Raw genomic sequence first — 13,024 nt, forward strand, 5'->3', positions numbered from 1 at the left:
ACGCCCACAGCGTACAGCGCGCCCTGTGCCGACGATATTGGACCAAGGTCGTATGGCCCTGCTTCGCGTCACGCTCTACCTTGGGAGTGGAGCATTGCGTGGTACCCTGGAACAGTTCGCGCTAGGGAGAGGAATATGGCCAGAACGAAGTCGGAAAACGCACAGCCCGAGCAAGACAAGTCGCTGTCGTACAAGGAGTATCGCAAGGCGCTTTTCGATCTGCATGTCGAGCTCGTCAAGCTGCAGGAATGGGTCGTGCAAACGGGAAGCAAGATCTGCATCGTCTTCGAGGGACGTGACGGCGCCGGCAAAGGCGGCACGATCAAGGCGATGACCGAGCGCGTCAGTCCGCGCGTGTTCCGCGTGGTCGCGCTGCCCGCACCGAGCGAACGCGAAAAAAGCCAGATGTATATGCAGCGCTACGTGCCGCATTTGCCGGCCGCGGGCGAAATCGTCATTTTCGACCGCAGCTGGTACAACCGCGCGGGCGTCGAGCGTGTGATGGGATTCTGCTCCGAGCAGGACGTGCAGACGTTCTTCAGGGCCGTGCCGCTGGTCGAGCGGGCCATCGTCGAATCCGGCGTCATCCTGCTCAAATACTGGCTGGAGGTCAGCCCCGAGGAGCAGACCCGCCGGCTCGAGTCACGTATCCACGACGGTCGCAAGCTCTGGAAACTGACCGACATGGACCTGAAATCCTATAGCCGATGGTACGACTACTCGCGTGCCCGCGATGAGATGCTGGCGGCATCGGACACCGACTATGCTTCGTGGTACATAGCGAATTCGAACGACAAGCGGCGCGCGCGGCTGAACATCATCAGCGACATGCTTCAGAGGATTCCGTACAAGCAGCCTGCCCGCAAGAAGGTCTCACTACCGAAACGGCAAAAGGCGGACGGTTATAAGGAACCAGACTATCCGTTTAAATACGTGGCCGAGAGGTATTGATCAAGGTCAGCGTTTACCGCCTCGGGCCGTCAACCGCCGATCAGAACTTCGTCTCGAGGCCGACGCGCGCGATCGCTTGCGTAGGACTGCTCGACGCGCCGTCGAACACGCCGTTGATCAGCGCCTGGCCGCCGCTTGCCGCGCGCTGATAGATGCCGCTTGCGTAGACGGTCGTGCGCTTCGACAGCAGATAGCTGACCTGAGCCGCAATCTGGTGCGCGTGTTGATTCTCCAGAACGTCGTTGCCCTTCATGTACATATAAGACGCACCCACGGCCAGATCGGGGAGCACGTTATATAGCCCGCCAGCCTGTGCTTCCCAGATCGAAGCGCCATTCAGACTATTGTGGACGGTCGTGAATAGCGCATTCGCGGTGAACGCGCCAAACTTCGCGTGCGCACCCACACCCCAATTGCGCACGCTCACCTGCGCCCCGGCCACGTCGGATTTCACGTTCGTATAGGCGGCGTTCGCGCCGAACTGCTTACCGGCATAGTTCAGCCCAAAGCTGGTTGCGTTATTCGAGCCGATCGAGCCCGCGACGCCACCGAAGCCATACATCGCGCCCGCCGAAAAACCGTTGAACGACGGCGACTCGTATTTCACCGAGTTCGTGACGCGTTCGCCCGCCATCCGGTCCCAGTCGAAAGCGCCAGTCGGATTGTTCGGCAGCGCGAGGCCAGCGAACGGCCCGTTGCGGAACCCATACAGTCCGCCCGTGAAGATTGCCGCATCGTTCATACCGAAGAACAACGAGTCGGTCATGAAGTCATACTGATTACCCAGTGTCAGCCGACCATACGACGCATTGTCCAGGCCGACGAATGCGGTACGGCTAAAGAGGCTTTGGCCGGGCATGAAGCTGCCGGTCCCGAGGGAAAACTGATTTCGCAGATCGAAGATCGCGTGCGTCCCGCCACCCAGATCCTCCGAGCCGGTAAAGATCAGCAGGTTGGGCACCGCAATGCCGTCATCGAACTTGAAGTTGCTGTGCCCGTTCTGATTGCTGACGTACGACACACCAGCGTCGATCAGACCGCTCAATGTCACGCTGCTCTGCGCGTATGAGGCCGACGTAATAAGACTCATGGCCGCAGCCGCGACGATCTTCTTTTGCATCTCCAGTCTCCAGAAACCTATATGTAGTTTTGCTTACTAATTAGAGGATTTCGAAAGCTTTCCTCGGTTGCCGTTCACATCAACATCGAATGTTCAGGTTACTATCAGGCTACCTGATTTAGCAATTTCGGGTAATCACTAGATGTCAACGGGCAGAGAAGCCCAGACATCCGCGGCGCTACGCAATGGGTAGAATCAGGAATGGGTGAAGACAGATACGCGGCCCTGAGGCCTTGATGCCGCGCGACGTGACGGCACACTGGTACTTTCAAACGTGCGGCAGCGTTTCCTCGCAACCGGCTTCAACGAGGCTGCGGCGATAAGCGAAAGCCGCGAGCGGATAGTCGAAGAAGAAGCGGCCCGTCTCCCGCTTCTCCACATAGAACGCTTCCGCCTCGCATTGCGGCGTTGCAATTCGCAGCGCGCGCGCCCACGCGAACGCCAGCAGCATCCAGCCAAGCATCGCGAGATAGTCGTCGGCGACCCGGTATGCCGTCTCCGGGTCTTGCGCCTGGCGTGCCCTGATCGCCCGTGTCGTGCTCTCCACTTTCTGCGCGAGCTCTTCGAGCCTTGCGCCGGCGGAACCAACCAGCGGATCGGACTTCCGGCACAAGCGCGCTTCCGCGCGCAGGTGGCGAAGCAGCACATCGAGGGCTCCCGCGCCGTCCGGCAGCACCTTCCGGATCAGCAGATCGATCGCCTGTATTTCGTTGGTGCCTTCGTACAACATCGACACCCGGCTATCGCGCAACGTCTGTTCGATGCCGTATTCGTGGATGTATCCGTAGCCGCCGAACACCTGCAGCGCATTGGAGGCGGCGTCGAAACCGTTGGCCGTAAAAAACGCCTTCGCAACCGGCGTGAGCAGCGATGCCAGTTGAGCCGCCTGTTCCCGCGTGGCGGCATCGGCATGATGTGCGGCGATGTCGAGCCAATGCGCGGTCCAGTAACCGATCGCGCGCTCGCCTTCAACGATCGCCCGCAGTTCCATCAAAATCCGTCGCATGGCCGGATGAAACGCTATTGGCGCGGCCTGCCCCGGCGCGACGGTCACGCCGGGCGGCACGCTGACCGCGCGCATCTGCGCGCGCTCCTGCGCATAAGCATGCGCGCGTTGCCACGCGGTGTGCGCATGCCCGAGGCCTTGCATCGCGACCTGCAGGCGCGCCGCATTCATCATCACGAACAGGCAGGCGAGGCCGCGATGCGGCTCACCGACGAGCCAGCCGAATGCGCGTTCGAAGCGCATCGTGCAAGTCGGGCTGCCCTTCAGGCCCATTTTCTTTTCGATGCCTTCGCAATGGACACCATTGCGCGAGCGCCCGCCGTCGCCGGCTTCGAGCCAATCCGGCACGACGAACAGCGACAACCCTTTCGTACCCGGCGGCGCATCGGGCAAACGAGCGAGCACCAGATGAACGATGTTCTCCGTCAGATCGTGCGCGCCGCCGCTGATAAAGATCTTGCTGCCGTCGATGAAATACCCGTCGGTGTCGACCGCTTCTGTCGCACGCGAGCGGATCAGGCCGACATCGCTGCCAGCCTCAGGCTCGGTCAGACACATCGTCGATAGCCACTCCCCGCTCGCGACTTTCGGCAGCAATTCTGTTTTCACGCGTTCGCTGCCATGCGTCTGCAAGCATGCAGTCGCGCCGTGCGTGAGCCCCGGCGACATCAGCCACGCGTGGTTGGCGCCCGCGAGCATTTCCTGCAGCGCAACGTCGAGAAGCTGCGGCAGGCCCTGTCCGCCAAGCTCGGTGTCGAGCGACAGCGTCGGCCACCCCGCTTCGACGAATTCCGCGTACGACTCGCGAAAGCCCGCGGGCGTCGTCACCTTGCCTGCATCGAAACGACATCCTTCGAGATCGCCGCTCGCGTTGAGCGGCGCGACACGCTCCTCGACGAATCGCGCCGCTTCCTCCAGCACCTGCTGCGCCGTCTGCGAATCGAGGTCTTGCCAGTCGGGTACGTCACGCCACCATGAAGCGGCGTCGAGCCACTCGTCCATCACGAAGCGCATGTCGCGCAGCGGCGCCTTATAAGTCAACGTCATTTCTTCCCGTCCCCGGACTAGCTGCCTTTGCGCGCATGGATCACCGTCGTGTCGGCGGCGTCGGCTTCGTGCAGTGCTTCTACCAGCGCGGCGCGGTGCTGGAGCACCGCGCGCTGATTGATCGAGCCTTTGTCGGTAATCTCGCCGAGATCGAGCGACGGCGGCGCACTCAGCAGGTGCAGGCGGGCAATGAACGAGGCACTGCCTGTCGCGCTCCGGTTCAGCCGCGCCACGAGCCCGCTGAAAAAATCGCGTACGGCCGCCGTGTTGAGCACGTCATCGGCGCTCGCATCCGCGGGCGAACCCGCCAAAGCGCGACACGCGTCGAGTCGCGGAAAAATCATCACGCCGACTTCGTCACGATTCATCCCCGTAATAACGGCATCCTGAACGTAGGGAGCCCCTTCGCTGATGATGCGCGCGCGCATCGGCCCAACGCTGACGAAGGTTCCCGAGGCCAGCTTGAAGTCTTCCGCGATGCGGCCATCGAACATCAGGCCCAGTTCGGGACGTTGCGGGTCGACGAAACGCACGGCGTCGCCAGTGCGGTAGTAGCCTTCGTCGTCGAACACGCTGCTCTGAAGCGCCGGCGATGCGCGCCAGTAACCGCCCATCACGTGAGGGCCGCGAAAGCGCGCTTCGAATTTGTCATCGACGGGTGCAACCTTGGCCTGACACCCCGGCGGCGGCAAGCCGATATAGCCGGCGCACGATACCGGTCCGGTCGTGAACAGACACGATGGCGCGGTCTCGGTCATGCCGAGCCCGGCCATGATGCGGATGCGCTCTCCGCAATGCGCGAGCGTCACGCGCTCGAGACGCTCCCACGCCGCCTGCGAAAGACTGGCTCCCGCGAAGAAATACATCTTCACGCGCGAGAAAAACCGCTCGCGCAGCGCCGCATCCTTTTCCAGCGCGATGGTCAGTTCTTCCCAACCCTTCGGCACGTTGAAGTAGATGGTCGGCGCGACGTCGCGCAGATTGCGCAGCGTCTCGTCGAATTTGCCGGCCACCGGTTTGCCGTCGTCGATATAGAGCGTGCCGCCGTTGTACAGCACGATACCGACGTTGTGGCTGCCGCCGAACGTGTGATTCCACGGCAGCCAGTCGACCAGGACCGGCGGCTCGATGCCGAACTGAGGAAACGTTTCGAGCAGCATCTGCTGGTTCGCGCCCAACATGCGATGCGTGGTCGGCACGGCTTTCGGCAGGTTCGTCGAACCGGACGTGAACAGGAACTTCGCGATCGTGTCGCCATTCACGCGGGCGTTGGCCGCATCGACGTCGCGCGCAGCCGTGTCGAGCAATGCGTCGAAGCGCGTTACGCTCGAACCGTGTGGCGTGGGCGCCGCGCTGATGCGTTCGACGTCGCTGCCGAGCGCGGCATCGAGCGCCGCTGTGTATGCGCCGATATCGTCCGCGTAGACGAGGCCCGGCTTGAGCAGTTCGAGGACATGGCGCAGCTTCCCGAAATCGCCCGACATCAACGAATAGGCCGGTGACACGGGCGCATAAGCGATACCCGCCCACATCGCGCCGAGCGCGAGCTGCATGTGTTCGACGCTGTTGCCCGACAGGATCACCAACGGACGGTCCGCGCTGAGGTCGCGATCGAGCAGCGCCTGGCCGATCGCCCGCACGCGCTCGAGCATCTGCGCATACGTGATGCCCTGCCACTCGCCGCTCGCATCGCGTCGCGCGACGAGCAGCCGCTCGGGATGCGTACGTGCGCCGCTCAGCAAGCGGTCGGTAAAGCGCTCCGGAAACGGGCCCAGAGGCTCGAGTGTCTCGAGGTACCAGCAGTCGCCGCGTTTCTCGATTCGCGATGAAGGCGCTCCGATGGCGACGCTCCGGTATCCGGTCGGCAGGGCGCTTGCGTGGCTGTGCTCCGATTCCAAAACCTGTCTCCTATGTGGTCCATTCCTCGCGCGCCCAGGGGGCGCGGAGAAACGGCGTCGCTATGTCATGCAATATGGGTTGGCCGCATTCGCTGCGGCCGCGAGCCAACGCCTAGATCGGATAATGACGCGGACTCGTCTGCACCGTGATCCACCGCAACTCGGTGAACTCGGGAATCGACGCCTTGCTGCCGAAGCGTCCATACCCGCTCGCCTTCACGCCGCCGAACGGCATCTGCGCCTCGTCGTGCACGGTCGGGCCGTTGATGTGGCAGATCCCCGACTCGATGCGTCTCGCCACGCTCATCGCGCGCGCAATATCGCGGCTGAACACGGCGGCCGACAAGCCGTACTCGCTATCGTTGGCGATCGCCAGCGCCTCTTCATCGCCGTCCACGCGCTGCACCGTCACCACCGGGCCGAACGATTCGTCGGCATAGAGCTTCATCTCGCGGGTAACGTTCTCGACGATCACCGGCTGCATGATTGCGCCGTTCACCTCGCACCCGAGCGGCAGCTTCGCACCCTTTTCGCGGGCGTCTTCGACGAGCGCGCGAATGCGCCGCGCGGCGGCTTCGCTCTCCAGCGTGCCGAGGATCGAGCCCGGCTGGGTCGGATCGCCGGCCCTCAGCGTGAGCGCTTTCGTGACGAGCTTGTCGACGAACGCATCGGCAACCTTCCGATCTACGATCACGCGTTCCGTCGACATGCAGATCTGCCCTTGATTGAAGAACGCACCGAACGCGATGCCTTCGACGGCGGCGTCGAGATCCGCGTCGTCGAGCACGAGCACCGGCGCCTTGCCGCCCAGTTCGAGCAGCGCGGGTTTCAGATGGCGCGCCGACAACTCGGCGACGATGCGGCCGACCCGCGTCGACCCGGTGAAATTCACACGCTTCACCGCGGGATTCGCGACCAGACGCTCGACGATCGCCGGCGCGTCTTCCGGCGCATGCGTGAGCACGTTGACGACGCCTTCGCCAAGACCCGCTTCGTTCAGCACTTCGCCGATCAGCGCATGCACGCCGGGACAGCCCTCCGATGCCTTCAGCACGACCGTGTTGCCGCACGCGAGCGGCATCGCGAGCGCACGCGTCGCGAGAATCACGGGCGCGTTCCACGGCGCCATGCCGAGCACGACGCCGCACGGCTGGCGCACGGCCATGGCGAGGCTGCCCGGAACATCGGAAGGAATCACCGCGCCGTCGATCTGCGTCGTCATCGCCGCGGCCTCGCGCAGCATGTTGGCCGCGAGCATCACGTTAAAGCCGTACCAGTTCGCCATCGCGCCCGTTTCGGCCGCGCCGATCGCGATGAACTCGGCCGTGCGCGCGTCCATGCGGTCGGCGGCGGCGAGCAGGCGTTTGCGGCGCTCCGTGGGCGTGAGCGCCGCCCATGCCGGGAACGCGCGCGCCGCGGCGGCGACCGCCGCATCGGCATCCTCTACGGTGGCCGCGGCGGCGCGAGTGGCAACCGCGCCCGTCGCGGGATTGATGCGCTCGAAGGTCTTGCCGTTCGACGCGGCACGTTTCGCGCCGCCAATCAACAGGTTCGTTTGATGCATGTATTCGTCTCCTCGGTCGTCCCGCTGGATTGCGCCGCTTAGCGCTTGTAGGTCTGCAAGCCCGGCTTGATGCTCTTGTCGTCGAGGAACTGCTTGAGGCCCTGTTCGCGGCCGCCCTCCGGATCGCGATAGTTCGCCTGATCCAGCTTCGCGTACAGATAGTCTTCGTTCTGCTCCCACGTGAGTTCGCGCGAACGCTTGAAGCCGTGCTTCGCATTGCGCAGCACGACCGGATTCTTGTTCAGCAGTTTCGCCGCGAGCGCGATCGTTTCGTCGCGCAGTTGCGCGAGCGGCACGCTCTTGTTCACGAGACCCATCTTCGCGGCTTGCGGTCCCGTGAAGGTGTCGCCCGTCATGATGTAGTACAGCGCTTCGCGATGCCCGACCGTATCGGCCATCGCCTTGCTGACGAGGTTGCCCGGCGGGATGCCCCAGTTGATTTCGGACAGGCCGAACACGGCTTCGTCCGCGGCGATCGCCAGATCGCAGGCGACGAGCGGCGAGAAGCCGCCGCCGAAGCACCAGCCGTTGACCATTGCGATCGTCGGCTTCGAGTACATTCGCAGCAATTGCCATTGCCAACGGCTCGCATCGCGGCGAATCCGCTCCTGCAGCACGTCCGGACCCGCGTCCACTTCGCGGAAATATTCCTTCAGGTCCATGCCCGCCGTCCACGCAGCACCTTCGCCGGTCAGCACGAGTACCTGGGCTTCGGCGTCGAGTTCGAGCGTCTCGAGAACGTCGATCATTTCCTTGTTCAGCGTCGGGCTCATCGCGTTGCGCTTGTCCGGACGATTGAACGTGACCCAGGCGATTCCGCCTTCCACCGCGACCTTCACCGTTTTCCAGCGTCCTTCGTAACTCATCTGCTTCTCCGTATCGATGCCGCCCTCGCGGCTTGAGCTCAATTTAATATCAGGCACCCTGATAAGTAAAGTACAATATGGCCGTCTTGGTACAAACCCCTAACCCCTACGCCGACGATCACGAGAAAGCCGTCAGCGTCTGAAACGATGCCGCTGACAGAGTCGAGCAATCGATGCTTGGCGAAATCGATACGCACGCTTCACAGATGCCGCAACACCTGCTGCTGACCTGCGTGCGCAATCTGCGCGCAGCCTGACGCATCAGCTTCAACTACATCTAGGAGACTTCATTGAACATCGATCAACTCAAGGCCATCGACACCCACGTGCACGCCGAAGTGTCATGCTGCCAACCCCCGGACCTGTTCGCAAAAGAATTCGACGAAGCCGCCGACAAATACTTCGGCACCGTACTCAAACAAGGGCGCCGCCCCACCATTCCCGAAACGATCGAACACTATCGGGAACGCAATATCGGCTTCGTGATGTTTACCGTCGACTGCGAAGCGAATATCGGGCGCCGGCGCATTTCGAACGAAGAGGTCGCGGAGTTCGCGCAGAACAACGCCGACATCATGATCGCGTTCGCCAGCATCGATCCGCACAAAGGCAGGTTCGGCGCACGTGAAGCACGGCGGCTGATCGACGAGCACGGCGTGCGCGGTTTCAAGTTTCACCCCACGATGCAGGGCTTTTTCGCCAACGATCGCATGGCATACCCGCTATACGAAGTGATCGCCGAGTACGGGTTGCCGGCGGTTTTTCACAGTGGGCACTCGGGCATGGGCTCGGGCATGCGCGGCGGCGGTGGCTTGCGCCTCAAGTACTCGGAGCCGATCTACCTCGACGATGTCGCCGCCGACTTTCCCGACATGAAGATCGTGATCGCGCATCCCTCCTGGCCGTGGCAGGAGCAGGCGCTGTCGATCGCGCTGCACAAGCCGAACGTGTATATCGATCTGTCGGGCTGGTCGCCGAAGTACTTCTCGCCCGAGTTGGTCAAGTACGCGAACACGCTGTTGCGCAACAAGGTGCTGTTCGCGTCCGACTTCCCGCTGATCCGTCCGGACCGCTGGCTCGAAGACTTCGACACGCTCGACATCAAGCCCGAAGTGAAACCGCTCGTTCTGAAAGAGAACGCCATCAGGTTGCTTGGCCTGCGGGCCGAGGCATGACGAATCACGAATGACGCATGAAAAACGGCCCGGCGCGAGAACGCCGGGCCAGCTGGGACCATCAACGAATAGTTAGCGTTTCGCGGCGTTCGAGCGGATGACGAGCAATGCAGTAATCGCGGCGATGATCGTCACCGGCACGCTCGCGCCGATCACGAGGGCCGAGCTTTTTCCCATCGACAGCAATTGCCCGGCGGCAACGGGTCCGACAATCGAGCCGACGCGCCCCACCGCCACCGCGGCGCCGACACCGGTACCACGTACGCTGGTCGGATAGCTGGCGGCGGACAGCGAATACAGCATCGACTGTGCGCCGACCACACCCATCCCGGCAAACAGCACGGCAACGGAGAGCGTCTCGATGCTGGCAACCTGCGAAAGCGCAACCAATGCACCGACGATGCACGCATAGATCGCCGCGACTGACAGGCCTTGCCTGCAGCGGTCCATCAGCAGACCGATGCCCAGCACGCCGATCACACTGCCGACGTTGAAGAAGATCTGCGCGACCCCGGCCTGCGAACGGCTCATGCCGCGCCCCACGGTCAACGAAGGCAACCAGTTCAGCAGGAAGTACAGAACGATCAGCGTGCAGAAGAAGCTGATCCAGATACCGATCGTCGCCGCTGCGCGCCCCTCGCCGAACAGGACTTCGCGCGTCGACAGAAGCGGCTTGTCCGCCGTAGTGAATTCCTGCGATTCGGTGGCGAATTCGCGCGACTCAGGCAGCAACACCATCAGCAACGGAATGATGATCAGCGGCCCGGCTCCGCCCACGTAGAAGATATGACGCCACGCGGCAGCACCCGCGCTCAGCACGGCGATCAACGCGGCAAGCGCGCCGCCGAGCGGCATACCGCAATACATGACGCTGACCGCCGTGTTGCGATGACGCGAATCGACCGCTTCGGAAGACAACGCAATCAGGTTCGGCATCGCGCCGCCGAGGCCGATGCCCGTCAGCACGCGAGCAATCAGCAGACTTTCGAAACTCCAGACTTGCGCGGTTGCAATCGAGAAGATGCCGAAAACCGCCATCGAGATCATCAGAACGCGCTTGCGCCCGATCCTGTCGGCGAGTCTGCCGCCGATCATCGCGCCCGGCAAAAGCCCGAACATGCCGGCGCTGAAAGCGATCCCCAACTGGCTGACCGACAAGCCGAACTCGTGCGCCATTCGAGGCGCAGCAACGCCGGTGGACTGCAGGTCGACACCCTCCAATACCGCGACGAGAAAGCACAGCGCCAACGTTAATGCAGTACTAGAACTCGCGGCACTCGACCGGTTAGCAATACTCGACATGACGTCTCCTTCACCTTTGATTGAATTGCCGGTGGCGAGCTACGCTGCGTTCTTCGACGAAGCGGCCATGGGAAGAAGAAGAATTCTGACAATGGTCTTGCGCCACTTATCAGAATCCTTCCCACAGCGCCCCCGGAATTGATGAGGAGTCTAGTCTCAGGATGCCTGATATTGAAAGTAGAATATGATATGCCTGGTAGAAACACCTAAGGCAACCTGATAATGATCAAGACAATGGAGAAAGGGCGAACGCCCGTTGCCAAACAGGCCGGTTCAACGAAAACCGGTGCGCCACCCGCCCGCGTTTCCTATGTGGTCGGCCAGTTGGACCGCTTGCTGAAACGCAGTTTTATCGATGTGCTGGGCGAATTCGGGCTGACCTTGCCTCAATTCACCGCGCTCTCCGTGATCAGCGCCAGCGGCGCGATGACCAACGCGAAACTCGCCGAACGCTCGTTCATCACGCCACAGTCGGCCAACGAGGTCGTCAAGACGATGGAGGCCAACGGCTGGGTCGGACGCGCTGGGCATCCCACCCATGGTCGACTGATTCATCTGTTTCTGACCGACGAGGGGCGTCGGGTGCTAAAGGAATGCGATTCGGCGATCGACACGCTCGAAGCGTCCATGCTGGACGGCGTGACGGAAATCCCGGTCGATACACTACGCAAGGTGCTGCAGCGATGTGTGTCGAATCTGCGCGGTTGAATTGATCTCCCCAATAAGAAAGAGTCGCGCTCGAATAGAGCGCGACTCTTTTGCTTTCACCTGATCGAAACAGGAAAGCTCAATGGCCGCCCGCGTCGATCTCGCTGAGTCGCATGCCCTTGGTTTCCCTGACCGAGCGCAGAATTACGATGGCCGCCAGTGCCGCAACCACGGTGAAAACCGCGATGCCGAGTGCGATCGTCATGTTGGCCGCCTTGACGGTCGACAGCACGATATACGGCGCAATACCGCCGCCCACCACGCCGACGTTGTAGAGAAAGCCGACGCCCGAGGCGCGCACGTCGCGCGGCAGGTTCTCGGTCAATATCGTGCCCCAGATGCCCGACGATCCAACGAGGAAGAAGCCGCTCAGAAACGCAAGGCACTCCGCGAGCAGGAACTGATTGACGCTATAGACGAGCCCGACCACACACAGCGAACCGGCAACGAGCATCGTGCTGATGCCGGCACGCCGGCCTAGCCGCTCCGCGATGAAGCCCGACGCGAAGAAACCGAATACCTGGCCCGTCGCGGAGGTCATGGTCAGCCACGTGATCGTCAACGGATCGAACGACAGGGACTTCAGATAGGTTGGGAAGAGTCCCTGAAACGGCCACGATCCGAAGCACAACACGATCATCAGCAGCGCGAGATAACCCACCCTGCGCGGATAGCGCCTGAACAGCACGACCGCCGGGTTATCGCGCAGTCCCACGCGCAGCTTCTTGCCGCCCTCGCGAAACGCCTGCGATTCAGGCACGCAAGCGAGAATGAATACCGCGAGCAGCAGAGCGGGAATGACGCCGACGAAGAACATGCCGCGCCATCCGAAGTGCGGATACACGAGGTCGTACGCAATCGCCGCGCCGATCGCACCCAGCCCCCAACCCGTATCGAGAATACCAATGCCGATCGCGCGATGACGCTCGGGCCAGGACTCGGCCACCATCGTTGCACCGAGCGAGAACCCCGGCGCCATGCCGAAGCCGAGCAGCAGCCGGAACGCCGCAAGCGAAACGAAGCTCCACGACAGGCCGGTCAACACCGCGCCGCCGGTGAACCAGGCAAGCGTGATGACGAGCGGGATCTTCCGGCCGATGCGGTCGCTGAGACTGCCGAACATCAGACCGCCGATCCAGCGCACCCCGTAGGTGGCGAACAGCAGCAACGACGCCGTGCTGAGCGGTACGTTGAACTCTTTCGCGATGTCCGCCAGAACGAAGGTGATGGCGAGAAAGTCGACGGCATCCATCACCCATACGCCCCATGCGGCGATCAGCACGCGCCATTGCGGCCAGCTTATTTCCCGGTACCAGGGCACGGCACGTGACCCTTCGCTTGCGATGTCGGTAGCTTTCATTGCGTCTCCTTGCAGGCGCTACAGTCG

At 62.4% G+C, this 13,024-nt stretch carries 10 protein-coding genes; 3 read left to right on the forward strand and 7 right to left on the reverse strand.

Annotated elements, in window-relative coordinates; all coding sequences use genetic code 11:
- Window positions 1–135 precede the first annotated feature (135 nt).
- The gene (gene ppk2 / locus L0U84_RS32425; RefSeq protein WP_129960080.1) at window positions 136–951 is read left to right on the forward strand and encodes a polyphosphate kinase 2; all 816 of its coding nucleotides are present in this window, start codon (window positions 136–138) and stop codon (window positions 949–951) included.
- Between the two features lie 40 nt (window positions 952–991).
- Here ppk2 and L0U84_RS32430 read toward each other — a convergent pair whose 3' ends face one another.
- The 5 genes from L0U84_RS32430 to L0U84_RS32450 all read right to left on the reverse strand — a co-directional run bounded on the left by L0U84_RS32430 (window position 992) and on the right by L0U84_RS32450 (window position 8,452).
- Window positions 992–2,071: a porin gene (locus L0U84_RS32430; RefSeq protein ID WP_233856134.1), complete on the reverse strand. Its 1,080-nt coding sequence runs from the start codon at window positions 2,069–2,071 to the stop codon at window positions 992–994.
- A gap of 268 nt (window positions 2,072–2,339) precedes the next feature.
- The gene (locus L0U84_RS32435; protein WP_233856135.1) at window positions 2,340–4,124 is read right to left on the reverse strand and encodes an acyl-CoA dehydrogenase family protein; all 1,785 of its coding nucleotides are present in this window, start codon (window positions 4,122–4,124) and stop codon (window positions 2,340–2,342) included.
- Between the two features lie 17 nt (window positions 4,125–4,141).
- Window positions 4,142–6,022 (reverse strand): feruloyl-CoA synthase, encoded by a 1,881-nt coding sequence (locus L0U84_RS32440; protein WP_233856136.1) that lies wholly within the window; start codon window positions 6,020–6,022, stop codon window positions 4,142–4,144.
- A gap of 112 nt (window positions 6,023–6,134) precedes the next feature.
- Window positions 6,135–7,586, reverse strand: coding sequence for an aldehyde dehydrogenase (locus L0U84_RS32445; RefSeq protein ID WP_233856137.1), 1,452 nt, complete (start codon window positions 7,584–7,586; stop codon window positions 6,135–6,137).
- A 38-nt stretch (window positions 7,587–7,624) separates the two neighbouring features.
- Window positions 7,625–8,452, reverse strand: coding sequence for a p-hydroxycinnamoyl CoA hydratase/lyase (locus L0U84_RS32450; protein ID WP_233856138.1), 828 nt, complete (start codon window positions 8,450–8,452; stop codon window positions 7,625–7,627).
- A 290-nt stretch (window positions 8,453–8,742) separates the two neighbouring features.
- On the opposite strand from L0U84_RS32450, the gene L0U84_RS32455 reads away from it, so the two are divergent.
- Window positions 8,743–9,627 (forward strand): amidohydrolase family protein, encoded by an 885-nt coding sequence (locus tag L0U84_RS32455; protein WP_233856139.1) that lies wholly within the window; start codon window positions 8,743–8,745, stop codon window positions 9,625–9,627.
- A gap of 72 nt (window positions 9,628–9,699) precedes the next feature.
- Here the strand turns inward: L0U84_RS32455 and mhpT are convergent, their stop codons facing one another.
- Window positions 9,700–10,929, reverse strand: a complete 1,230-nt coding sequence (mhpT, locus tag L0U84_RS32460) for a 3-(3-hydroxy-phenyl)propionate transporter MhpT (protein ID WP_233856140.1) — start codon at window positions 10,927–10,929, stop codon at window positions 9,700–9,702.
- 222 nt (window positions 10,930–11,151) lie between these two features.
- Here mhpT and L0U84_RS32465 point away from each other — a divergent pair, with 222 nt between their 5' ends.
- On the forward strand, window positions 11,152–11,637 hold the full coding sequence (locus L0U84_RS32465; RefSeq protein WP_233856141.1) for a MarR family winged helix-turn-helix transcriptional regulator: 486 nt from the start codon (window positions 11,152–11,154) through the stop codon (window positions 11,635–11,637).
- 79 nt (window positions 11,638–11,716) lie between these two features.
- Here L0U84_RS32465 and L0U84_RS32470 read toward each other — a convergent pair whose 3' ends face one another.
- Window positions 11,717–12,997: an MFS transporter gene (locus L0U84_RS32470; protein WP_233856142.1), complete on the reverse strand. Its 1,281-nt coding sequence runs from the start codon at window positions 12,995–12,997 to the stop codon at window positions 11,717–11,719.
- Window positions 12,998–13,024 lie beyond the last annotated feature (27 nt).

Source organism: Paraburkholderia sp. HD33-4, from assembly GCF_021390635.1.
In the GTDB taxonomy this organism is placed as follows: domain Bacteria; phylum Pseudomonadota; class Gammaproteobacteria; order Burkholderiales; family Burkholderiaceae; genus Paraburkholderia.